This window comes from Pelosinus fermentans JBW45 (assembly GCF_000271665.2).
GTDB classification, from domain to species: Bacteria; Bacillota; Negativicutes; order DSM-13327; family DSM-13327; genus Pelosinus; species Pelosinus baikalensis.
In genome coordinates, this window is record NZ_CP010978.1 from 3,567,100 (window position 1) to 3,590,592 (window position 23,493).

The following is a 23,493-nucleotide window of genomic DNA, read 5'->3' on the forward strand; positions in this document are numbered from 1 at the left end:
AGTAGTCATCTTTTCCATTTCATCATACTGTAAAGACAATAAAAGAGCAATATGAAGCGAAATAGATACATCTTCTTACGCAAAAAAGGAGTACACAAGCAGCCTTACGCTGTTGTGTACTCAAGCACCTCTAGATTTTCTATTCCAGTTCAATCGTTACCTGTACAGTTGCTCCTACGGTTACTTTCCCGGCTGGAATATTTGGTGCTGCTCCATCAGCGGAAGCCTTTAACATCCTGCTTTCCATCATGATTGGGTGATAAAATGCACCTGATTCATTTACCAGTGTTACATTCGCAACTCTTTTATTTAATGCTGCGGCAATTACGTCTGCCTTTTTCAAAGCATCTCCAATAGCATCTTTTAATGCTTCATTTTTACTGTCTGCTTCGTTTGCTGTTTCAAATCGGATGGAGTTTATTTCGTTGGCGCCTGCATTTGTAATTTCATTCACCAAAACTCCAACATTATCAATTGAAGTACGAATTTCAAGAGTATTGGTTACACGATATCCTTCTAATTTGGGTAACTTTTCTTTTTCATAGTTATAAACCGGGTCAACTTGGTATGTATTGGTTTTGATTTGCTCTTGTGTAATTCCCTGCTCTTTTAAATTAGCAAATACTTGATTTGCAATTTGAGTATTATCATTCTTTGCTTTCTCCAGCTTGGCGTTCACCGAATTGATGGAAAAAGTAATCCGCGCCACGTCAGGAGTAACTTCTTTTTGGCTGTTTCCAGTTACCTGTATCACTGTTTTTGGAGCCTCATTTGCGAAGACTGGGACGGCTATTAATACACTCATAGCAATTAATAAAATAATCTTTTTTAACATTTCATATACCTCCAATAATTTTAACCTTATAGGCAGCAAAAGTCATTTCTTACTGCCCTTCTATAATGTAAAACGTCTGATTCTGAAATAAGTAACGGCTTTTTTCACTAAAATTATTCTTTTTTTATTTTCAGCTTATCTTTGCCGATGATCGTACCATTCTGATCAATAAAAGTGATCTTCATTGTACCTTGCCCTTCAATAAGGCTGCGATCAATCGCAACGTAATCATCTGGATATATGATATTCATCGTAATAAACTGGTCAGGACGCGGACTTTTTGTATGGACATATACGGTCATATTCTTGCCGCTTACTATTACTTTCTCAATGCCAATATCCGACTGCGCTGAAGACGCTCCCATATTTGCAAATAAAATAAGCTTATTTGTAAACTTTGATCCTTTAAACTGATTAACGATTTCCTTTGCAATACCATTGTTATAATTCAACCGTCCATTATGATTGTCAATGGCAGCAAAGAACATCTCTTGCGGATACTCAGATCGATAGAACTTCCAATCTTTATACTTGTTCGTTTTAAACAATACCTTTGTTTTTACCGATTTATCAGAAGAAGCCAGGGTACCGTCGACCTTATACGTTGTCCATATTGTATCTCGCTGAGCAAATGGTTTTACCAAGGTCATAGTATGTATTTTACCTTGTCGTAAAATTTCAACGTCGATTTGTCCATAACGGGAAATTGAGCTGCTGCGCAGGATCTTCACTATTGAAAATCCATCTTGCTCCGTAAATCCATATTTCTTACCTTCTACTCTCGCAACCTGCATAGGATCAATGCGCCAAAGTTCTCTGCCTTCATCTACATTTTGCTGCCACTTGATCATTTTTTCATAATCAAGCCCCTCTACTCCCGCTCCTATGTACGCTTTCCGATTGGTATGAAATTCTGGAGGGTTAGCCAGTTCTATCTTGCTGGAATTGCAATTTATAGATTCTGCACTGGTAAAAACAGATGATTCCAAATCAACTGTTTTCACAGCAGCATCGACATAACTGGGCATTAGCATCTGCATTCCAATGGAAGTCACGATCGCTGCCCCTGCTGCAAATTGTTTCAAATTCCTAATCATCTTTTTTTCTCCTTGTTACTAATTAGTCATTCATAGATATAAACGTAATACAATCCAAAAGGTAACGGATCGTATTACGTTTATTTACATTATGGCTTTATTTCTTTTACCGTTAAAGAATCGGCAATCTTTTGCAGTTCTTCTGCTGATTTCTTGCCTTCAATTGTGATATCATATTTGTCAAGTTTCACTGTGATACTATTCATACTTTCGCCTGCCCTTTTCATAAAAGGTTCCATTGCTGCACTTTGGACAATATCCTGGGTTGCGTCTTCTTTCATCTTCATTTTGCTCTTTAGCTGACTCTCATCTGGCATTTTCTGCGTAATGATAATTTCATCATTACTACCTATATTATAAACTTGCTGCACGACTCTGCGGGCATTATCTATTTTGATGGACTGTGCTTCTAAGTTTGGTATTACCATCATTGCAGCAATTTTAGACTGATTCTGCTCTTCTGCTTTCGGGGAATCGACTATCTTCTCATCCATGAATATCCTTCTTTGCATGTCTATTTCTTTAGGTGCATCTTGCTGAAGAGCAGCGACTTGATTCGATTTGTCCTCTTTTGCCGGTGATTCTGTCCCTTGGATAATTTCTGCAATTACCATCGGTAAAGAATCAGCAGCCTTTTTGTCAGTTGAGTTAGAATTGGAGGATTCTTCCTGATGTTTCGGTTTCACCAATTGGGGAGTACTTTCCTTGTTCGATTCTGCAATGTCCAAATTAACAGCTTGATCAGTAGTCGCTGCGATTTGCTGCTTTTCTATGCTATCGTCTGTTGTCCGTGCACTATTAGAATTAGGTGTCTGCGGCAATAAGAATTGTACAAATGCAGCTATAAATACTGCAGCTACAGTACCAATAAAACCACTATACAGCCAAATTCTGCGCCGTTTTATCTTTTGTGCTCCTAATTCCGCCGACAACGTGTCAGCCATTTCACCAATTAATCCTCTTGGCAGCTCCTCTTGCTGATAAGACTGTTTAACAGCAGTAGCTAGCTTTATCAATTCCTTCACTTCCTCACCCTGTAGAGCAGGCTGTTTACCATCATGTAACTGATCTAAACCTTGTGAGAGTTCTTCTACCTGATCATATTCTTTATCTTTTAGCATCCGCTCCACCTCCTCATTGTAGTATGCCGACACTTAAACACATTTTACGTAAATTTTTCAAAGCTCGCTGCTGAAGCATCTTAATTGCTGATTCCGTCTTATTCATTTGCATGGCAGCATCATGAATGGATAATCCTAAAATAATTCGTAATTTTATCGCCTGACGCTGCTCCTCTGGCAAGCTTTCAACCAAATTGACAATCTGCTCCTGTCCTTCTATACGCAAAATATATTCTTCAGGATTTTCCCTGCAATCAAGAATGGATTCCTGATATTCAGTAAGGTTGACAATCTGAGGTGCTCGCCCATTGTTACGCCAAAAATCAGTCACTGCATTTATGGCAATTCTCGCCAGATAGCTTTTAAATGGTACATCAAGGATTTTATATCGAGGTAATGAGCGAAATGCCTTCATAAAGGTTTCCTGGGTCAATTCCTTTGCATCATCCTCATTACCGATCTTACTATATATGAGCCTATAGATCGGCTGCCAATAATGTAAAATCAATGTATTTAGGGCTTCCCGATCTCCCTCTTTTGCTTTTGTAATTAATCTATTTTCATCGGTCACGTAACAATCACCATCTCCTAAGTAAAAAACATTCCCTATCTATTCTAACGTTATAAATGCCAGAAAAGTAACGCCATCTTTTAATAATACATTTCCCCAATCCTACTTATCGTATAAAAAACAGCTACATTTAAAGAAAGGATACCACCTCTACTACCATATACTCCAATCTCCATTCAAATCCTGCACCCCCTTTTGTCAATTGCGAACGGAGTGAAGCAATCTCTTAGAATGACAAAGAGATAAGAAAAACGATTGAAACGCAAAGGTGCAAAGACGCTTACGCGTACACGAAGGACACAAAGGAGTTTTTTTATTTTTCTCTGTGTTCTCCGTGGATCTCTGTGCCCTCTGTGTTTAATATTCTCTTTGTATGCACTTAAGAAAAAGTGCCTACAGTATTGAACTGAAGGCACTTTTATATAGAATTCAAAAATAAGCTAAATAAATTCATTTAAAATCGATATTCTGAATTTCATATTCTGCTATGATTTTTTTTATATGTTCAACTTTTTCTGCATCAGGTGCGTTGAAGATTTCCCATCCCTCACGATCTAACGCACTCATCTTACTGCTCCCAAGTGGATGATAAGGAAGAAGTTCCACACCAAGAATCCTGGTATTTTCTTGAAGGAATTGGCACATTTGTTCAATATTATTTCGATCATCATTAACCCCACTGATTAAAGGTACACGAATAATAAGATCATGATGATTCTGAGAGATTCTAATAACATTCTCAAGGATTTTCCGATTACTAACGCCAGTCAGCCTTTTATGAACCTGTTCATCCATATGTTTAATGTCTATAAATACGGTATCTAATTCTTTAACAATATCTTCTGCATCTTCCCACTCAAAAAATCCGCTGGTTTCAACCGCAGTATCAATTGCAAGCCTTTTACAAGCTAGAATCATTTCTCTCAAAAACTCACTTTGAGCAAATGGCTCTCCTCCAGAAAAGGTAACTCCCCCTTTCGATTCCCGATAGAAAATGCTGTCTCGCTTAAGGATCTTGATGACTTCCTCTACTGTCATTAATGATCCGATCATCTTCTTTGCGCCATTGGGGCAGACTTCACAGCAATCACCACAACAGCAGCATTTCTCTCTGGAAAAAGAAAGAGGAATGCCCCCATCCATTGGAATTGCCTGATGATTACAAGCCAAAGAACATTGTGCACAGCCTATACATCGATCACGAAAGTATAAGATTTCAGGATTGGGATTCCAGGATTCAGGGTTAGCACACCATTTGCATCGTAAAGGACATCCTTTTAGAAAAACTGTACTTCGAATCCCATCACCATCATGAACTGACCATCGCTGAATTTGAAATACATTGCCAGCGATCCGATTACTCTCCTTCATAGATCACACTACAGACTTTCATAGGTTGTTCTTTCGATAATTGCATCTTGCGCTTCCCTAGAAAGGTTAACAAATTGTGTACTATAACCTGCCACCCTCACCAGCAAGTCTTTATAATCATTTGGCTGCTCTTGCGCTTTTCGTAATATTTCCGTGGAAATAACGTTAAATTGAACATGAAATGCACCAAGAGAAAAATAGGCGCGAATGATCGAAGCAAGGTTCTTTTTGTTCCTCTGCGTCTTTAACAGATCTGGCGAAAACTTAACATTCAGCAGAGTACCTCCGGAATGTACATCATGATTGATTTTAGCAGCAGACCGCATCGCAGCCGTTGGACTGGTAATATCCGTACCAGCATGAGGCGATACCCCTTCCGTCAAAGGAGTCATGGATTTCCTGCCGTCAGGGGTTGCACCAATAATACTTCCCGCAGGAATGTAGTTGGAAATCCCCATAAATGCAGAATTAAATGGCGATCCAAAATAATCCTTATAGGATTTAATTTCTTTATTATAGAAATCAGTAATTTCTACAGCAATACTGTCAACTTCATCTTCATCATTACCATACTTAGGACAAGCCAATGCGTCTTTTCTCATTTCTTCATATCTCTTCCAGTTGACAGCTAGCGCTTTGCCCAACTCTTCTAAGGTATATTTCTTTTCTTCAAATATCAACTTTTTGATAACCATCAGAGAATTAGCAACATCAGCTACTCCGATTCCAGTAATGACAGGACCAACATTATATTTGGCTCCCCCTTTACTCAAATCAACACCTTTATCCATACAACCATCTACGAGCATCGAAAGGTAAGGGCGAGGCACCATTTCCTCATGTATCTGCTGAGCGGTTACTGTTCCGATGACAGAATGCTTAATCAAATGAGAAAGCTGTCGCAAAAAAGCCTCTTTAACCTCATCATAACTCTTAAACGCAGTAATTTCTTTTTCCAAAAGTCCCATCACGTTGCCGGTGATCCGGCTTCTTCCGCTGTTTAAGGCATATTCAATAGCAGCAGCTAAATTTAGATTGACTGCTGAGGTCCATTCACCAACTTTTCTAAAATGAGGTACTACGCAGCCACAATTACTCCAGTCCCTTGCATCCTCCGGCGACAATCCTGCAGCCAAGAGCATCTGGGAACCAACCCGATCATTGTGAACTGCCGGGAATCCAGTTCCAACACTAATAAGATCACATACCGCCAGCAGAAATTCATCAGGACTGTCCGGATGAATGCGCACACTAAGTCCAGGCTGATGCGTTTTCACATTCTCCGTAGCTTTTAAGCACATATACGAAAGTTCGTTGGTTGCATCTTTTCCATCTCTCGTTCTTCCGCCAATGGTTAAATTTTGAAACGAATTGTAACCCGCAAAAAATTGAGCCGTATTGCTTGAAATTGCCCAGACCCATTCAGAAAGTTTCAACCAAAGGGATTCGATTAATTCTTGTGCCTGCGCTTCATTAATAATCCCTGCTTTTACGTCATGAGCAAAAAAAGGATACATATATTGATCAAATCTGCCTAAATTGAGAGCTAATGAGTTCTCTGACAGTATGGAACCTAGCTGTGTAAACCAAACCATCTGAATTGCCTCATGAAAGGTCTCAGGGGGATATTGCGGAACTTTTCTACAGATGCGTGCAACTTCCAAAAGTTCATTTTTCCGTTTGGAATCCCTCTCCTCTTCTGCCAATACCAATGCTTTATCGGAATAGCGGTGAGCAAGAGCAATAATACCGTCACAAACTAAGACAGCTGCCCTGTAAAAATCAATTTTTTCCAGCGCCTCTTTTGTGATAGGCTCTAACTCTTGTATACGACTTACTGCATGCATCTTTAGTTCCTCAAAACCTTTGTTGAAAATAATATCTTGATAGTCCGCAGTGATTTCACCAACTGCGCTCCTCCACTTAGAGTCATTATCGATAACACCTGTATCAATTAAAAGTTTGGCTGTTTCGTCATTAATTCGTAGTAAGAATGTTTCTTCCAGTGATTTGCCCCGCCAATAAGGAAAGACCTCGCTTCGAAGGATCTCTTTGTCTTCTTCGTTAATCTGATATTGATCTTGGCTCCGAGTACTAAAAGAGTCCATTTCCTGTTCAACCCATTTCCAGGAATATTCAGGACAGACAATGCCTGATCTTTGGAATTCACCAATTGATCCTATAATGAGTTCATTATCAAAAATAGTGATTGGAATACTGCTGCATACGGCATTAAATGCTTTTGCTCTTCGAATAATTACAGATTGCCCCTCTGTTTCCCTGTGGGATTGAGTAAAAGCAACCGCCCGATGAATGCTGATCGAAGGTTTAGAATGAATATAGGATTGTTTAAACTTTTCAATTCTGTAACTGGACATCTTACTACCTCCTGTCAAAAAGTTAGGATAGAAACTCCGACAAACGCTCACTGGCATCATTCATATGCTTCTTTAGAATTTTCTTAGCTAATTTAGCCTCCTTGTTCTTACAAGCATTAAGTAAATCCCAATGCTGTTTTTGAGATGTAAGCTGATAATTCATTGATACAAGATACAAGCGCATATAGCGCTCAACGTTGTTATGCATGACTTGAATCAGTTTCAGCAAGCGGGGTCGTCTTGCCTGCTGATATAAAATTTCGTGAAATCGTTTATTTAACTCGCCCCATCGACTGCTGTTCATCTCATTCTCTAGCTGCTTTAAAACTGTCTCTGCTTCTTCCAAGTCGATTGTAGTTAACTGAGGAACCGATAACTCTAATGCACCAACTTCAAGAAATTGACGAATATCAAATATTTCTCTTGCTTCCTCTGCGCTCAATTCACTCACAATGGCCCCTCTGTTAGGATAGAATTTTACTAAATCCTCCGCTTCCAAATTTTTTAGTGCTTCTCGCAGGGCACTCATGCTTACATTGAACTGTAGCGCTAATTCTTCTTGTTTTAATTGCATTCCACCCTGCAGATTACCATTTAAAATCCTTTCACGAAGAGCTTCTGTAATAGCAGTGGGTATACTACGATGTGAAATTGTATTGGTTTTATAATTATTATTTTTCATAGTATTATTATAACATGTATCAAAATCAATTTCGATTTTCGAAAATCTTTTCTTTTATTATACGCTCCCCTGCCAATACAGTAAATAATATTATCGATTGTATACAGTATATATTCGATAATGCATTATTCTATTAAGAAAAACGCTGCGCGTCCTATAAAACATGTAAAATAAAAAGGAACCACAAAGACGCAAAGGACACAAAGGGGTTTTATTTATTTTTTCGTGCACTCCTTTGTATGCCGAGTTAGCGGCATTGTGCCTTTGTGGTTCATAATATCTCACCTTTTCCACACCTAAAAACTTATACTTTCTATGCTTACTAGAAAAAAACTACTGTTTTTTTGTCATTGCGAATTAATGCTACTTTCATCTTCTAAAACGTATCGATTCTTTACTATAAAAAATGGGGATATTCAGATTCTCACCAGAATCTGAATATCCCTCTCTGCTCCTGTTTTTTTATAAAATTGATCTTATATGGAAAACTTCCTAATTTCTTGTTGCAATTCTGCTGCCATGTCAGCTAATGCATGACTGGAAGAAGCGATTTCCTGCATGGATGCTGACTGTTCTTCTGTCGCTGCTGAAATGCTTTGTGTTTCACCAGAAGTATTTTTCATAATACTTTCAATATCCTGTACAGCAGTAACAATTCTTTGACTGCCAGTCTTCATTTGCCCGATGGAATCCGTTATCTGATATACTTGGCTGGCTACCTGACCAATAAGCAATTCAATCTGTTTAAAAGCTGCACCTGCAGTGCTTACCACTTCATTGCCAATCTCAACTTCTCTTGTACCATCCTTCATTGTTACTACAGCTTCATCTGTATCTGCTTGAATTTCATTAATCATATCCGCAATTTGCTTAGCCGCCTGCTGGGATTGTTCTGCTAATTTCCGTACTTCTTCTGCTACAACAGCAAATCCGCGTCCTTGTTCACCAGCACGTGCCGCCTCAATAGCCGCATTTAAGGCCAGCAAGTTGGTTTGCCCTGCAATTCCTGAAATGGTATCTACAATTTGTCCAATTTCTTTTGATCGTTCCCCTAACTTGGCTACTACTCCTGCAGATCCTGAAATTGTCTTTTCAATAATATTCATTTGATTGACAGCATTGAAAACAGCCTTACTTCCCTGGCCTGCAGCTGCTGCGGCCTCTTTAGAAGTCAAATTAACGGTTGCAGCATTTGTGACAACACACTCTATACTAGCCGACATATCCTCTACAGCCGCAGAAGTTCCATTAATTGCTTGCAGCTGCAATTCCGCCCCCTGTGCTACCTCCGTAATTGAGGCAGCCACTTGAGTAGATGCATGGGCAGATTGTTCTGCGCTGGCTGTAAGTTCTTCTGATGAAGCAGCTACATGTTCTGCCGTTTGAGCGATCGCCTTAATTAGATTACGCAGATTTTCTGCCATAGTAGAAAAATCTGCAGCAAGTTGACCAATCTCATCATTTGTCTGAATCGTAAGGTTTTGTTCCGAAAGATCTCCTCCGGCTAAATGTTGTGCAAATTGAGATAAAATTGCAACATTCTTGGTGATTCCACTAGACAATCTCCAAGAAGCAGCAGCTGACAATAAGATGCCAAGCAAAGCAGTTAGTCCAAATTGATATCCTAAAGCCGTGACCTGGCTATACACATCTTTTACGTCAACGGTGATACCCATTGTCCAGCCAGTAGCAGGAATCTTGGTATAAATCATTAACTTTTCTGCTCCGTTTGCCTCATAGGTTTGCATGCCTTTATCCTGGGCCAGCATTTCTTTTGCAAATTTTTGCAATACAGGATCTTCAAGTATGTTCTTCGAAACTTGTGCAGCATCCGGATGTGCTAAAATAATACCCTTTTGATCAATAATCGTGCCATACCCTTTCCCATTTACATTGACTTCTTTAATCTTTTCACTCAGCAAATCTAGGGCTATATCAATACCAACAACACCGCGAAAATTTCCTGCCTCACTTTTTAATGGTACCCCTGCGGACACAATATATTTTTTGGTAAATGCATCAACATATGCATCCGTAAAGACTAGTTTGTTTTTATCTTTTGTAGTCTGATACCATCCACGCTTACGGGGATCATATCCTTCAGGCAAAACAGCTCCTGAACCATCAATCATTTTACCATCTTCTAATCCGGCATATAGATCCAGTAAACTAGAATCTGCTTTGTAGTTTTGTACAAAAGAAACCGGGATTTCCCTATCACCTAACACAACTCGAATATTCTCACTTGTTGTCACTGCGGTTTGCGCCTTCGCCAATAGCCAGCCGTCTAATTGAGTTGAATAGGTATTGGCAACCGAGAACATTTCATTCTTAATATTTTCCTCTACCTGACTTTTCGCATAAAAATACCCCATCGTCGTAGCTACTAATAATACCAGACTCGTAATCGCCACCATAATTAAAAATTTCATTTTTAATTTCATATATACGCCCTCTCCTCTCACCTAACATTCCAATGAATAAAAAACTGAATTAAGTGTCTTAATATAAAAGATTGCCAAGTTACATCATAATCAACAAACGATGCAACCTGGCAATCATAGATGTAACATCCTTAGACCCATGGCTTTGCGTCCCCACCTTTAGGTTGGTTTGCTCATTATGGTATTTTCTTCTATTTTTCGACATTTTTTTTAAATTTCCTTTCGCTTCGCTAAAAAAATAATAGAACCTCCCAATTAAGGAGGTCCGCTATGTACCATATTCTTCGTTCTTTCATACTATAAACAGCCTAGTCCTTATCTGCATTAAAAGCGTGCCACTTTAGTTTTAACGCAGATGAGGTACTAGAATGCTTAAAATGTAAGGGAAGTGTTATCTTGGTCTTAAAATCTGATTTTCAAGATACCTTAGAGTTTTTCATTTTCTCAAATCTTCCCATCCTTATGAACCCAGGTAATGCTATGAATGTAGTTGTCTCCAATGAAATCATTCCTACAGCTCCCACTGCTCCTCTTACTTCCACATCTGCGGTTCCAACTGTCGCCACAGCACCTGTACTTGTTATCACCCCAGAGACGTTAAAGGCATTGCAGTCGTATACGATAAACAATTTTCCAGATATAGGACTTCCTCAGGATATTGCCCAAATTGCCAAAGATTTCATTGCAAATCTTCCCCCGCTCATCCCAATTACTCAAACTACAGCTGTTAGCACGGCTGTAACTATATAAGATATCGTATCATACCAGTCTTGCAACTCCAATCCCGATCCATGTAGCTACAAATCCAAGCAGAAGATTAAGTCCAATGTTATACAACGCCATTATCATATTAGAGTTCTCCAGCACACGAAAGGTTTCGTAACTAAAAGATGAAAACGTAGTTAAACCACCAAGAAAACCAACCGTAATCAGTAGCCGCCAATAGGGATTTACAATGAAACGTTCTGTCGTCAGTGTCATAAATATGCCAATAATAAAACACCCTACTACATTTACAATGAGTGTTCCATAGGGAAAATCAGCTCCAAACCGCTCGGCAGCCCATACGGAGACTAAATAACGAGCTGTCGCCCCAATACTTCCTCCAACGGCTACCGCTATGATTCTCAACATTCTTATCACCACCTCATCCTTTACACATTATACTCCTATCCACGACCTCCAGCAAAAATTTTTAGAAACTTATACTTTCTATGCTTACAAGAAAAGCGAAGGGTCTTTCTCTGCGTTTATTTACAAAAAAATAGACTCCTACCAATATATTGGTAGGAGTCATTACTGCATCAGCAGATTTAATGGCGAACCCCATCGCCCATTTTCCTGCTTTCATTATAGCAGACCTCTTAAATCGGCGTCAATAGAGCACTTTTGTTATCCATTCATATTGTTCAAATCGGTTCTTCCTTTGTTACTTTTTCCAAGGGTGGAATTGTAACATCTACCTTTACTCTTCTTTTCATAAAATCATCTAATAACGAATATACAACTGGTACAACCACCAAGGTCAAAATAGTTGAGGTAACCAAACCGCCAATAATCGCATGAGCCATAGGAGCACGCGCTTCAGCTCCTGGTCCAATTCCTAATGCTAGTGGAAGCATCCCAAAGATCATCGCTGCAGTTGTCATCAAAATCGGACGCATCCGAACTACAGCCGCTTCTACTAATGCCTGATTTCGTTCGATTCCTTCTCCCATACGTTGTTTGGCAAAGTCAATCAGTAAAATCGCATTTTTGGTTACGAGCCCCATCAACATAATAATCCCAATGAGAGACATCATGCTAAGCATACTGCCAGCAATTAAGAGGCCAAGTATTGCACCAATAATCGCCAACGGTAATGCCAGCATAATAGCGAAAGGTTCAATATAGCTTTCAAATTGAGCGGCAAGTACAAAAAAGATGAAGAGCACCGCAGCAGCCAACGCCATTAAAATACCTTCAAAGGCATCCGCCATTTGCTGTGATTGTCCGGTAGTTACAAACTTGTAGCCTTCCGGCAACTTAACCTCTGCTAACTTTTTGTCTAGCGCTGTATTGAAATCACCAAGAGAGACTCCACTTAAATTTGCCGAAATAGTGATTTGTCCCTGACGGTCATATCGCTTGATTTGAGTCGGACTTGTGGCATACACCATCTTAGTTACCTGTGACAAAGGAACCATGATTATCTGTCCGTCTTTGTCACGATTAGAGCTTGCTGCATAGATATTGTTTACATCTGCTAAACTCTTACGGTCACTATGTGCTAAAATAAGCCTCACGTCATACGAATCATCTTCATCTCGGTACTGGGTTACCACTGTTCCGTTAAACATAGTTTGTAGAGTAGTCGCAATATTAGAAGTAGACACACCAAGATCGGAAGCCTTATCATGGTCTACTACGATTTGCGCATCAGGCTTGCCAGCTTCATAGCTGGAAGTAACATCAATTGCACCAGGTGTGCTAGCTACAATTTGCTCTACTTTTTCTGCAATTTCCGCTAATGTATCCAAGGACGTTCCCTGGATAACAAGGGAGATTGGCTTACCGCTTGACATTCCTGATTTTTTTGAAACACTGACTTGTACTCCTGCAATACCACTCAATTTTTCACGCAGCGTGGTTACAATTTGATTATCAGTAACCTTACGCTCACTTTTTTCCGTTAATTTTGCCAAGATATCAATATTGTTTATATCCGCAGAACTATAGGTTAAAGTCACGCCAGGAACCGTACGAATAATTTGTGTCATATTATCTGCAATTTCACCGACAACTTGAGGGCTCTTACCAGGATCAACACTAGCAGACACTGTAATTTCACCGGCATCCGAATCTGGTACAAAAGTCGAACCTAGGAAAGGTAACAGCATTAAACTGCCCACAAATAATGCACCGGCAAGTAACATAATTTTCTTGCGATGCCCTAACGCATATTTTAAGAATTCTCCATAGCGCCCCGTCCAATATTCAAATTTTTCGTTCCACGAACTCCATATTTTCCCTATTTTGCTTGTAGATTCCTTATGTTCACCAGATAAAAATTTAGCCGACAACATAGGAGTCAATGTAAATGCAACAAATAAGGAAACCAAAACACTAACTGCTACCGTGATACCAAATTGTTTGAAAAACTGTCCTACGATACCAGTCATCATACCTACTGGCAAGAATACTGCAACCAATGTAAGAGTTGTTGCGGTAACAGCCAGACCAATCTCCGCTGTCCCCTCAGCAGCAGCTTTAAATTTATCCTTACCCATCTCAAGATGACGAACTATATTTTCGATGACAACAATCGCATCATCAATTAACAAGCCAACCGCTAGGGATAAGGCTAACAAGGACATAGTATTTAGTGTAAAGTCTAACAACTTCATCGCTAAAAAAGAGGTAATAATGGAAGTAGGAATGGCAATGGCTGCGATCATGGTACTGCGCCAATTACCTAAAAACAGAAATACGATCGCAACAGCCAGGAATCCTCCGATAACCAGATTAAACAATACGTCATGAATGGATTCATTAATATTTTTGGAATTATCCCGTACCAATACCAATTCAACGCCGGCTGGTAAATCTTTTTTGATATTCTCTAGTTCTTTCTTGGCGTTTTCCACAACTTGTACGGTATTACTGCCTGACTGTTTCATAATATCCAAACCAATAGCGGTTTTATCATTGAGTTTTGTTACAGCAGTTGCATCTTTTGTTGAATCTTCTACCGTAGCAATATTTTTTACATACAGTTGTACTCCGTTTCTTTGAGCAATGGGGAGATCTAACAACTGTTTGGGAGAAGTAAGATTACCCACTGATCGTAAACTAGTTTCCCGTTTGCCATCCGTTACCTTACCTCCAGGGGTATCCATATTTTCACTGCGTATACTATTCATTACTTCGGAAACACTCAGATTATAGGCAGCAACTTTATTACTATCCATATTAATTTTTATTTCACGATCTACCCCACCTTTAACATCTACCGCTGCAACCCCATTGATTGCTTCTAACCGTTTCACAACGATATCATCCGCAACAATGGTTAATTCCCTTGGGCTGAGACTACCTGTGACTGCAATGGAAGCAACAGCTGTATCCGATGGATCAAACCTTGTGACAATAGGATCCTCTGCCTCATCTGGCAATACCCCTTGCATTCTGCCAACTTTATCACGAACATCCTGGGCAGCAGTTGCTGCTGAAGTTTCGATGGTAAACTGGATAACGGTTGTAGAAACCCCTTCTTTTACCGTAGACGTTACATGTTCTATCCCAGGCACAACGCTTACAGTCTCTTCCACTTTTTGGGTAATTTTTGATTCAACCTGTTCTGGTGATGCACCAGGATAATTGACCGTAACGGCTACAACCGGAATTTCAACGTTCGGATATTCATCTACATTCAGAGAAATATAGCTAAATAATCCTAAAACGACAAGTGCCAGAATCGTTACTGTTGCGAAGACTGGACGTTTTAAGCTTATATCTGTCAGTATCATAGCTAACTCCTCTACTCTACGATTTGAACTACGTCACCGTCTTTAAGTTGGCTCACATTACTTACGGCTAACTTATCACCTGGTTGTAGTCCAGATTTGATCTCAATACTATCACCCATAACATTGCCGATCTCGACTTGATGACGAGTTACCTTATCATTTTCTATAGTGAAAACATAGTAAATACCTTGTTTTTGAATGATAGCTGCTTGTGGTATTGTTAAGATCTGTACAGCATCACCAGTAGCAAGCTGTATCTTACTAAACATACCACTTTTTAAAGCGCCATCTGTATTATCCACTTTTACCTTCGTGCGAAACATTCGATTGCTAGAACCAGCCTCAGGGTTAATCATTTCAACAGTACCAGAAAATACTTTGTCGGCATAAGTATCAACAGTGACTTCTGCCGGCTGCCCCTGTTTTATCAAACCTAAATCTTTTTGTTCCACATTGACAACTGCATATACTTGACTAATATCTTGAACACTCATCAGCGCGGCACCAGGTGAAACAACCTGACCGACAGTGACAGTTACATTAGCAACCACACCATCCACTGGTGCTGTAATAACACCATAGCCATATTGCTGCTCAGCATTACTTTTGCTACTTACTGCACTAGACAAGTCTGCTTGCGCAATTCTTTTCTTCCCCTCAGCATTATCTAATGTTTGTTGGGATGTAGCCCCTTGATCAAACAAAGCCTGATAACGATTATAATCTTTCACTGCCATTTCATAGTTAACTTGCGCTTTACTTACAGCATCCTGTGCCGTCCGCACGGAATTTGCTAATTCAGTACTTTCTAATCTGGCTAAGGGATCGCCAGCTTGCACCTGCTGTCCTTCTTGTACCATGACTTCTTCAATACGTCCCGCTAACTTAGCACTAATCGTCGCTGCTGTTTTTCCTTCAATGGATCCATTCAGCATTAATTTGGGGATTGTATCTATATATTGTGCTGCTGCAATTTTAACATTCACTCCTGTATTGGTCTGCAATTGAGTCTTCTCGCTGGAAAATGCACCACTGCGGAATACTGCAACTAATCCAATAAATATCACAATTGGTATAATCCAATACTTAAATTTGAAACCCTTCATCAAACATATCCTCCCTAAGTCCATATCATATTTAAAGTCTAAGTAACTACTTTGGCGCCTACACATACCGACTGGTCGGTATGTGTAGGGCGAAGGAATTCATTCATTCCTTTACATCATTCACCCCAATAAGCTGCCAAAGACTGTCTATCACCTGCTGGTGCATATCTGGGTTAATTATATTCTTACCTAAAACATTCAGCCCGCTGGAAACAGAAAGTACAATGGTCGCTACGACCTTAGCATCTAAGTCTCCTCTGGTTTCGCCTGTTTCTTGAGCCGCCTGTAATTTGTCTTTTATTATATTACGCAATCTCAGCTGCCCTTGATCAATTTGTTCTTGGATCTCAGGAAAATTGTGCATAATCTCTAATGCAAGACTTGCATTATTAGCACGATAATCCCCTGGCTTAATATTGAGCAAGCCTTCCATATAAGCTTCTTGTTCTCCGCTTAGCAAAAGGTTCAAGGTCCCTCGGAATGTTTGTTCTTTACTTAAAAATTCGGTATATCTTTTTCCGAAATAGTCAAATAGATAACCAATACTTGCGCGAAATAATTCTTCTTTGCTTCCAAAGTAATGATATATTCCACCTTTGGTAATGCCAATTTCATTTGCTACATCCATGAGAGACACATTCCTGTATCCACGTAATAAAAATAATCGTAAAGCAGCTACTATTATATTGTCTTTCGTCAAGATTTCTCCCCCTCGAAACGTACCTACCAGTCGGTATGTTGTTATTATCTATCAATTCTGTTTGGCTGTCAATACAATTTTTAAGAATTCTTCCTGTACTTTCTCTACAATAGAGCATTCGCTTGTTCAGACAAAATTGACAATATTTGAGAAAAGAGTTATAATGAATGACAGTCAGTCATATATCGTAAGGAGAGTCGTGAAAGAATTGGATGATAAGAAAAGTCGTTTACTGTCTGCTGCTAAGGAAGTGCTTGCTGAAAAAGGTTTAGAAAAAGCTACTATTTCTGATATTGTTAAAAGAGCTGGTATGGCACAAGGAACATTTTATTTATATTTTTCCTCAAAAAATGCATTGATTCCAGCAATTGCCAATGATTTGTTACAGACTATGTTGCATAAAATAGAACAAGAACAAGTACCTTCAGATGATATTTGGGACCTTTTTCATAAAATAATCACAGTAACATTTCAGGTTACTAAATCATATAAAGAAGTATTGTCGCTTTGTTATTCGGGTCTAGCAATCGAAAATACGCTTAGTGAATGGGATCGTATCTATAATCCTTACTATTCCTGGTTATCGGAGATGATTGCCAGGGGCATTCAACAAAAAGCACTTCGCCAAGATATAAATCCAATGGTTGCGGCTAGGATGGTTATTGGCTTGATTGAAAGTTCTGCTGAACAAATCTATTTATTTAATAAGCTAGAAAAGCCCCTTCCAGAACATCAACAAGATTTATTTACTTTCATTCATCATGCTTTAGAGCATAGGTGATTTTTATAGCAAAATGACTGACGTTCATTCATTTGTTGAAATAGGTTTGATTCAGATGAGTTTGCTCCATCGATTGGATCGCTTTTAGACTAAAATTTTTTAAGGATGTGTTACTATGGGCTGAATTCTTGTCTTCGCGGCAGCAATATTGGAAATTCTCTGGGCATCAATGCTGAAAGATGCCGACTCTGTAATGATGTGGATACTGATTTTCATTTTAATTGTTGCAAGTTTCTTGTTGCTTATTAAAGCATATAAGGTTATTCCTGTTGGTATTGCTTATGCTGTTTTCGTTGGTATTGGTACTGTAGGAACCTATATCGTTAGCATAACATTTCTTGGAGAGACGACTTCAAAACAGCAAGTCGCATTCTTAGTTCTCTTACTTATTGGAATCATTGGCTTAAAATTGACCACTAAGGAGGAGCGAGAATAATGGCTTGGATCTATATTTTATTAGCTGGATTGGAAGAGGTCATTAGTGTAATTGCCATGAAATATGTTGATGGGTTTAAACATAAAAAACCCATTGCCGTAATGGGCGTTGGATTTATGGCTAGTTTTTATTTCTTGTCGCAAGCGATGCAGGAAATTGCAATCGGTATCGCATATGCTGCATGGGCTGGTATTGGCACAATCGGAATTGCAATTGTCGGTATCATGCGATTTAAAGAAAAGATGAATATCCTACAATTTATATTCTTAAGTTTGATTCTAGTTGGCGTAGTTGGTCTGCAACTTGCCTCATAACATGCCTGAAAGGGCTTTTTTATAGCCTAAGGAGAACGTTAAACACAGAGGACACAGAGATCCGCAAAGAACACAGAGACATGTTTATTCCCCACCTTGCGTCTTTGTATTTTCACAAAAAACATTTGTATTTTTCTTCTTTTGGTACTATACTATTTCTATTGAGACATAATAATAGTATTACCTCAATGCAGAGGCTTCCCTGAGGGATGCCTCTATTTTTTTATAAGGAGGAATACAAGATGAATACCTTAAAAATAATCCTAACTTTACTTCCCTTTGTTTGGACAATTGGTATGATCCCCTTTGCAAACAAGGTTCATCCGATCGTGCTAGGATTACCCTTTTTAGCTTTTTGGTTTGTTGCTGGAATTTTCCTTGCTTTCGTCTGCCTACAGGCTATTTACTTCATTGATTCAAAGCATAGACAAGACTCTTAATTTTACAAAAAGGATGGTGCAACATGAGTAATGAGACAGTTTCACTTTTAATTATATTTCTATTTATTATTGGCGCAACAATTGTAGGTCTAATTCCTGGTATGAATAAAAAGATGAATCTTGAGGAATGGGCCGTCGGTGGGCGTAATTTTGGCAGATGGCTCAATTGGTTTATCTTAGCCGGTGAAATCTATACGGCCTTTGCTTTTCTAGGCGCTAGCGGATGGGCTTATTCTCGCGGAGGTCCAACCTTTTACATATTAGGGTATGGTGCTTTAGCATATATCGTTGGATACTATCTATTACCTACCATTTCCCCTATCGGACGCAAACACGGTCTAATGACTCAACCTGATTTGATTGAGCATTTATATAATAGTAAAACCTTAAGCTTATTGACTGCGATCATTGGCGTTGCCTTTTTGCTCCCCTACTTACAATTACAATTAACCGGTCTTGGACTCATTATCGAGACTTGCTCTTATGGACAACTAACTCGAATTCCTGCTATGTTAATTGCTTTCATTTTAGTTGCCTCTTTTGTTTATTTAAGCGGTTTAAAAGGTGTCGCATCCACTGCTGTACTAAAAGATATACTATTAATGATTGCTGTTGTCTTTTTTGGTCTTTACCTCCCTATCCATTACTTTGGTAGCTTAGGTGGCATGTTTGAAGCATTAGAAACGGCAAAACCTGGTTTTCTCGCTTTACCAGGAGGAACAAAAAACTTTGATGTAAGTTGGGTAATGTCCACTTTAGTAGTAACAAGCCTAGGATTTTACATGTGGCCTCATTTCACTACCAACAGTTTTAGCGCCCGTAATCCTGACGTACTTCGCCATAACGCAATTTACTTACCCTTATACCAGATTTGTTTACTCTTCCCAATGCTAGTGGGTTTTGCAGCGCTTCTACTACTCGAAGCACCTTTAAAGACACCTGATATGGCCTTTATGACCATTGTACAAAAACTTTTTCCTGGTTGGACTTTAGGTCTTGTTGGCGGTGCGGGTGCCTTGGCTTGTATGATTCCTGCTGCCGATTTACTTTTATCTACCTCAATGCTCTTTACACGTAATATTTATAGCAAAACCATTGGAAAGAATACTGACCCGAATAACTTGATCAATGTTGCAAGGATTGCCGTACTAGGACTTACTACTATCGCTCTTTGTTTAGCTATTTTTCTTCCCAATATGCTCGTTAACTTATTGCTTACTGGTTACTCAGGTGTTACACAATTCTTTCCTATGATCGTGCTCGGGCTTTATTGGAAAAAGTCCACAAAATTAGGAGCATACGCAGGTTTGATTATTGGAGAAATCCTAGTGTTCACATTAATTCTAGGAAAAATGGACCCTTTGCCCTTCGCTGGTATGAATCTAAATGCAGGTTTTGTGGCTTTGCTTATTAATTCAATTGTTTTTATCCTTATAAGTTTATCTACCTATACTCCTGTAAAAACAAAGAAAGAGGTATCTTTGTAATTTTTTTCAATTGATCTTTTTTCGCAAAGTATTATATGATGACAATATAAAATGAAAAGTACACTAAAACCGTGGAGGGATTTTTTGGATATTAAACAAGCAATCTTGGATAGAAGAAGTATTCGATCGTATCAGGATCGACCAATTCCACGAGAAATGATCGAAGAATTATTAGAACTAGCTATAAAAGCTCCTTCAGGGAAAAATCGTCAGCCGTGGAAGTTTGTTATCTTAGAAAGTCAAAAGAAAGATATGTTAGTCACAATCATGACTGACAAAATTCATTCTCGAAAGCAGCAAGGCTTGGATATTGGTAGTTGTGAGACAAGTGTAGGTGCCATTCAACAAGCGTCATCAGTGATTTTAGTGTTTAATGCCTTCTCTAATTTTGAAAAGGATTATAATCACTATCGTTTATTAACAGATACCCAATCCATTGGGGCCGCAATTCAAACCATGATCTTAGCCGCACAGGATTTGGGGCTAGGAACGCTTTGGATCTGTGATATTTTTTATTCGGAAGGTGAGATATGTTCCTGGTTAGAACGTAATGATGAACTTATAGCAGCGGTAGCTATCGGTTATCCTAATCAATCTCCCTATGCACGTCCTCGAAACTCATGGGCAGAAGTCACCGAATGGCTGCGCTAAAAAGAAGAACCGTGAAGGAATGCGACGACTGGGTCTTTACATTCCTTCACGGTTCTTCTTCTTTTTCCATAACGTTATACTACAAGCATTTACAAAGTTCGATTAGTCCTACCTAGCTACCCCAATTTTGGTTTCATGACGCACTTGATCATTAGGCAATTCCCAGTTACTAAGAAGTTTATACTTTTTAGCGTAAGGCTTAAATAGTTCTGAGACCTTTGCTTTGCTGCCATCTTTATAATTATAAATATCGGGTAAACTTGTAAGGTAAATGGACTTATTGCGTTCTTTTAGAAGCAAGGTCTGGTAGGTAACCGTTACAGGTGTTCCCACATCTACCAATTCATATAATTCTTCAACGTCAGCATTGTGCATGCGGATACATCCACCAGAAACAGGATACTGGATATCCCAATCTTTATTGGTACCATGAATTCCATAACCAGGGCTAAATTCCATCCATCGGCTGCCCAGAGGATTATCTGGTCCTGGAGGCACTGGGGTCTTATCAGAAAAACCAGAACCAGGAATCCATGTAGGATTTTGTTCTTTGGAAGATATCTTATAATTACCCACAGGAGTCTTTTCATAAGAGGTCCCCAGGGCAACAGGATATTCTTTGACCAACTTGCCATTATCGTATACCCTTAGCACCAACTCAGGAATGTTAATACGAATTTCTGGCGAAGCCCAAACAGCGGACTGAAAGTAACCAAGTAACAGCGCAACCATCATCAAGATTCTCATTTAATTTCTCCTTTCGGGCAGCACCGATACTAGGTAATACCAATCAGATCTGATTTGGTATTACATTCTTACTGCAGGTGGTAACGTCTTCAATGTCCATACGGTTCTGTAATCTTTTTATAGTGTAAAAGAATCTGCATGACACACTAGACTTAACATATCTATTCGTCATAAATAAATTCCTTTCCTTGTAGAAATTTTTAACAATTGCGACTTTTCTATATATTACCAAAAGACAAATCGAATCCCCTTGTTTTTTTATTCTTGGACCTATTCTTAAAAATTGGCAAAAAAATAAGAATCGTATATTAATAACGACTCTTATTTTTCAACAAGATCATCTGAAATCAGTTATAAAAGACTCTCTATCAGCCCTGCTGCTTAAGCAACAATAATCACAGTTGTTCCATACTGGACCATTTTATATAGTTCCGTTAAATCATCATCCTGCAGCGCCAGGCAGCCTTCGGTCCAATTGATCTTCCTTTCTGTTAAATCATCTCGCCCCCCATGAATTCCAATCCATCCTCCAAGTGCAGTATCTTGAGGCGGCTGTACCTTTTGCTCATTCGCCAAGATAATCTCCTGATACTGGCTTACACTAATCAACTTCTGCTCCATTCCTCTTTGAGCATGGACTGGATCAGGATAACTTAAACCGATCCATTTACGCCCCAGGTAGGGGTCATCATGTAACAGTTCTTTATCGGTGATAAAAAACGTTCCTTCCGGCGTACGATTATCACCTTGCCTCTGTTTGTCACCTTGCGTATTTACACCTGATACGCATAAGAACCTTTTCACAGGCTTCCCTTGATAAAATACGGTCATTGTATTAGCAGATTTCTCTACCAATACAACCACATCTTGCTGCATTGTGATTTCTTGCCATTGAGGCACAGGAGCTGCTTCAACTGCCGAAGCCTTTAGCAAGAAGCCACCAAATAGTATTATTGCACTAAAAACAAGTAATACTTGCTTATTCACTGGTCAATACACCAACTTTGTTATTATTGATTTTTTAGCACAATCTTTCCCTCTATATATTGAGGTACAATCGTAAGCAAATCGGCACTAAGACAATATTCTACATCATCCATACGACACAAGTCATATAATCGTTTTCCATTTCGACTTTGGACAGCAGTCTCAACTAGCGTATCCTTGGCTTGAGTATATAATAGTAGGGCTCCGAGAGCTGAGTCACTCAATGTGACTTCGCATTCCGCTTTAAGCAGCTGAACTAACAATCCTGCACAAAGGGTGTCTTCCAGTGAAAAAAGCCCATCTGTTCCAGCACACACAATTACAAGATCTTTACCATATTGCTTTGCCTGCATACAAACAGCTTTCGCATTCACAAATGATCCGATGAATGTACGATATGCCTTTTCTGCTGCCTTTATGGCAATCGTACCATTCGTAGTTGTCATGACAATGTTTCTACCCGTTACTTTCTCCTTACAAAATTCAAAAGGCGAGTTTCCAAACTCATACCCCTCAATCTTTATTGACTGTCGCTCACCTGCAAACAATACTGACCCCATTTGACTAGCCAGAGTCTGTGCATCCTCAATGGATAAGGCGGGAGTAATCGTTTTGCATCCATTCGCAAGAGCAGTGACAATCGTAGTCGTTGCACGGAATATATCTAAAACGATACAAACACTATCAGAAAGATCCAGAGCAGCAGTCTCTTTTGGCAAAAGTATAACATCAATTTTCATTAATTCGTTCTTCTCCTTTGTCTAAAACTCCTACAGATTTATAGCAAAAAACCCACGATTTCTTCATAATACCTGTGAATCCTATTTTATCCTTTAT

General features: G+C 39.1%; 22 protein-coding genes and 2 riboswitches. Of the genes, 7 read left to right on the forward strand and 15 right to left on the reverse strand.

What is annotated here, in order from left to right; translation table 11 throughout:
- Positions 1–139: 139 nt before the first annotated feature.
- The 8 genes from JBW_RS15895 to JBW_RS15930 form a co-directional block, all read right to left on the reverse strand.
- Complete coding sequence (locus tag JBW_RS15895) at positions 140–835, reverse strand: SIMPL domain-containing protein (RefSeq protein WP_007958225.1); 696 nt, start codon at positions 833–835, stop codon at positions 140–142.
- Between the two features lie 113 nt (positions 836–948).
- Positions 949–1,932 (reverse strand): hypothetical protein, encoded by a 984-nt coding sequence (locus JBW_RS25795; protein ID WP_007958227.1) that lies wholly within the window; start codon positions 1,930–1,932, stop codon positions 949–951.
- Positions 1,933–2,021: 89 nt separating this feature from the next.
- A complete protein-coding gene (locus tag JBW_RS15905) occupies positions 2,022–3,053 on the reverse strand; it encodes a hypothetical protein (RefSeq protein ID WP_007958229.1) in 1,032 nt (343 codons plus the stop codon).
- A gap of 13 nt (positions 3,054–3,066) precedes the next feature.
- Positions 3,067–3,624 (reverse strand): RNA polymerase sigma factor, encoded by a 558-nt coding sequence (locus tag JBW_RS15910; protein ID WP_007958230.1) that lies wholly within the window; start codon positions 3,622–3,624, stop codon positions 3,067–3,069.
- Between the two features lie 450 nt (positions 3,625–4,074).
- On the reverse strand, positions 4,075–4,995 hold the full coding sequence (locus tag JBW_RS15915; protein ID WP_007958231.1) for a glycyl-radical enzyme activating protein: 921 nt from the start codon (positions 4,993–4,995) through the stop codon (positions 4,075–4,077).
- Positions 4,996–5,003: 8 nt separating this feature from the next.
- Positions 5,004–7,373, reverse strand: a complete 2,370-nt coding sequence (locus JBW_RS15920) for a glycyl radical protein (protein WP_007958232.1) — start codon at positions 7,371–7,373, stop codon at positions 5,004–5,006.
- A 22-nt stretch (positions 7,374–7,395) separates the two neighbouring features.
- On the reverse strand, positions 7,396–8,055 hold the full coding sequence (locus JBW_RS15925) for a GntR family transcriptional regulator (RefSeq protein WP_007958233.1): 660 nt from the start codon (positions 8,053–8,055) through the stop codon (positions 7,396–7,398).
- 476 nt (positions 8,056–8,531) lie between these two features.
- A complete protein-coding gene (locus JBW_RS15930; RefSeq protein ID WP_007958234.1) occupies positions 8,532–10,499 on the reverse strand; it encodes a methyl-accepting chemotaxis protein in 1,968 nt (655 codons plus the stop codon).
- Positions 10,500–10,597: 98 nt separating this feature from the next.
- A riboswitch (cyclic di-GMP riboswitch) is annotated at positions 10,598–10,683 on the reverse strand.
- A 212-nt stretch (positions 10,684–10,895) separates the two neighbouring features.
- Between JBW_RS15930 and JBW_RS15935 the strand changes: the two genes are divergently transcribed.
- A complete protein-coding gene (locus JBW_RS15935) occupies positions 10,896–11,249 on the forward strand; it encodes a hypothetical protein (RefSeq protein WP_007958236.1) in 354 nt (117 codons plus the stop codon).
- 9 nt (positions 11,250–11,258) lie between these two features.
- Here the strand turns inward: JBW_RS15935 and crcB are convergent, their stop codons facing one another.
- From crcB to JBW_RS15955, 4 genes are all read right to left on the reverse strand, one after another.
- Positions 11,259–11,633 (reverse strand): fluoride efflux transporter CrcB, encoded by a 375-nt coding sequence (crcB, locus tag JBW_RS15940; protein WP_007958237.1) that lies wholly within the window; start codon positions 11,631–11,633, stop codon positions 11,259–11,261.
- A gap of 146 nt (positions 11,634–11,779) precedes the next feature.
- A riboswitch (Fluoride riboswitch) is annotated at positions 11,780–11,842 on the reverse strand.
- 66 nt (positions 11,843–11,908) lie between these two features.
- A complete protein-coding gene (locus JBW_RS15945) occupies positions 11,909–15,007 on the reverse strand; it encodes an efflux RND transporter permease subunit (protein ID WP_007958245.1) in 3,099 nt (1,032 codons plus the stop codon).
- Positions 15,008–15,018: 11 nt separating this feature from the next.
- Complete coding sequence (locus JBW_RS15950; protein ID WP_007958247.1) at positions 15,019–16,113, reverse strand: efflux RND transporter periplasmic adaptor subunit; 1,095 nt, start codon at positions 16,111–16,113, stop codon at positions 15,019–15,021.
- A 103-nt stretch (positions 16,114–16,216) separates the two neighbouring features.
- Positions 16,217–16,813: a TetR/AcrR family transcriptional regulator gene (locus JBW_RS15955; RefSeq protein ID WP_007958248.1), complete on the reverse strand. Its 597-nt coding sequence runs from the start codon at positions 16,811–16,813 to the stop codon at positions 16,217–16,219.
- 199 nt (positions 16,814–17,012) lie between these two features.
- Here JBW_RS15955 and JBW_RS15960 point away from each other — a divergent pair, with 199 nt between their 5' ends.
- The 6 genes from JBW_RS15960 to JBW_RS15985 all read left to right on the forward strand — a co-directional run bounded on the left by JBW_RS15960 (position 17,013) and on the right by JBW_RS15985 (position 20,922).
- Positions 17,013–17,594 carry a TetR family transcriptional regulator gene (locus JBW_RS15960; RefSeq protein ID WP_007958250.1) on the forward strand — a complete coding sequence of 194 codons (582 nt, stop codon included), beginning with the start codon at positions 17,013–17,015 and terminating at the stop codon, positions 17,592–17,594.
- A 124-nt stretch (positions 17,595–17,718) separates the two neighbouring features.
- Entirely contained in the window at positions 17,719–18,030 is a 312-nt protein-coding gene (locus tag JBW_RS15965) for a DMT family transporter (RefSeq protein WP_071882496.1), read from the forward strand.
- Positions 18,030–18,344 (forward strand): DMT family transporter, encoded by a 315-nt coding sequence (locus JBW_RS15970; RefSeq protein ID WP_007958254.1) that lies wholly within the window; start codon positions 18,030–18,032, stop codon positions 18,342–18,344. The genes JBW_RS15965 and JBW_RS15970 overlap by 1 nt, the downstream gene beginning before the upstream one ends.
- Before the next feature lie 242 nt (positions 18,345–18,586).
- Positions 18,587–18,784 carry a DUF3311 domain-containing protein gene (locus JBW_RS15975; protein ID WP_007958256.1) on the forward strand — a complete coding sequence of 66 codons (198 nt, stop codon included), beginning with the start codon at positions 18,587–18,589 and terminating at the stop codon, positions 18,782–18,784.
- A gap of 23 nt (positions 18,785–18,807) precedes the next feature.
- Entirely contained in the window at positions 18,808–20,271 is a 1,464-nt protein-coding gene (locus tag JBW_RS15980) for a sodium:solute symporter family protein (protein WP_007958259.1), read from the forward strand.
- An 84-nt stretch (positions 20,272–20,355) separates the two neighbouring features.
- Positions 20,356–20,922, forward strand: a complete 567-nt coding sequence (locus JBW_RS15985) for a nitroreductase family protein (RefSeq protein ID WP_007958260.1) — start codon at positions 20,356–20,358, stop codon at positions 20,920–20,922.
- Positions 20,923–21,030: 108 nt separating this feature from the next.
- Here JBW_RS15985 and JBW_RS15990 read toward each other — a convergent pair whose 3' ends face one another.
- From JBW_RS15990 to JBW_RS16000, 3 genes are all read right to left on the reverse strand, one after another.
- Positions 21,031–21,669, reverse strand: a complete 639-nt coding sequence (locus tag JBW_RS15990) for a L,D-transpeptidase (protein WP_007958263.1) — start codon at positions 21,667–21,669, stop codon at positions 21,031–21,033.
- Positions 21,670–22,050: 381 nt separating this feature from the next.
- On the reverse strand, positions 22,051–22,656 hold the full coding sequence (locus JBW_RS15995) for a L,D-transpeptidase family protein (RefSeq protein WP_007958264.1): 606 nt from the start codon (positions 22,654–22,656) through the stop codon (positions 22,051–22,053).
- A gap of 23 nt (positions 22,657–22,679) precedes the next feature.
- The gene (locus JBW_RS16000; protein WP_007958265.1) at positions 22,680–23,396 is read right to left on the reverse strand and encodes a 2-phosphosulfolactate phosphatase; all 717 of its coding nucleotides are present in this window, start codon (positions 23,394–23,396) and stop codon (positions 22,680–22,682) included.
- Between the last annotated feature and the right edge of the window lie 97 nt (positions 23,397–23,493).

Coding starts and splice junctions, on each gene's coding strand:
- JBW_RS15895 (WP_007958225.1), bottom strand. CDS start 835: ATGTTAAAAAAGATTATTTTATTAATTGCTATGAGTGTATTAATAGCC.
- JBW_RS25795 (WP_007958227.1), bottom strand. CDS start 1,932: ATGATTAGGAATTTGAAACAATTTGCAGCAGGGGCAGCGATCGTGACT.
- JBW_RS15905 (WP_007958229.1), bottom strand. CDS start 3,053: ATGCTAAAAGATAAAGAATATGATCAGGTAGAAGAACTCTCACAAGGT.
- JBW_RS15915 (WP_007958231.1), bottom strand. CDS start 4,995: ATGAAGGAGAGTAATCGGATCGCTGGCAATGTATTTCAAATTCAGCGA.
- JBW_RS15920 (WP_007958232.1), bottom strand. CDS start 7,373: ATGTCCAGTTACAGAATTGAAAAGTTTAAACAATCCTATATTCATTCT.
- JBW_RS15925 (WP_007958233.1), bottom strand. CDS start 8,055: ATGAAAAATAATAATTATAAAACCAATACAATTTCACATCGTAGTATA.
- JBW_RS15930 (WP_007958234.1), bottom strand. CDS start 10,499: ATGAAATTAAAAATGAAATTTTTAATTATGGTGGCGATTACGAGTCTG.
- crcB (WP_007958237.1), bottom strand. CDS start 11,633: ATGTTGAGAATCATAGCGGTAGCCGTTGGAGGAAGTATTGGGGCGACA.
- JBW_RS15945 (WP_007958245.1), bottom strand. CDS start 15,007: ATGATACTGACAGATATAAGCTTAAAACGTCCAGTCTTCGCAACAGTA.
- JBW_RS15950 (WP_007958247.1), bottom strand. CDS start 16,113: ATGAAGGGTTTCAAATTTAAGTATTGGATTATACCAATTGTGATATTT.
- JBW_RS15970 (WP_007958254.1), top strand. CDS start 18,030: ATGGCTTGGATCTATATTTTATTAGCTGGATTGGAAGAGGTCATTAGT.
- JBW_RS15975 (WP_007958256.1), top strand. CDS start 18,587: ATGAATACCTTAAAAATAATCCTAACTTTACTTCCCTTTGTTTGGACA.
- JBW_RS15980 (WP_007958259.1), top strand. CDS start 18,808: ATGAGTAATGAGACAGTTTCACTTTTAATTATATTTCTATTTATTATT.
- JBW_RS15990 (WP_007958263.1), bottom strand. CDS start 21,669: ATGAGAATCTTGATGATGGTTGCGCTGTTACTTGGTTACTTTCAGTCC.
- JBW_RS16000 (WP_007958265.1), bottom strand. CDS start 23,396: ATGAAAATTGATGTTATACTTTTGCCAAAAGAGACTGCTGCTCTGGAT.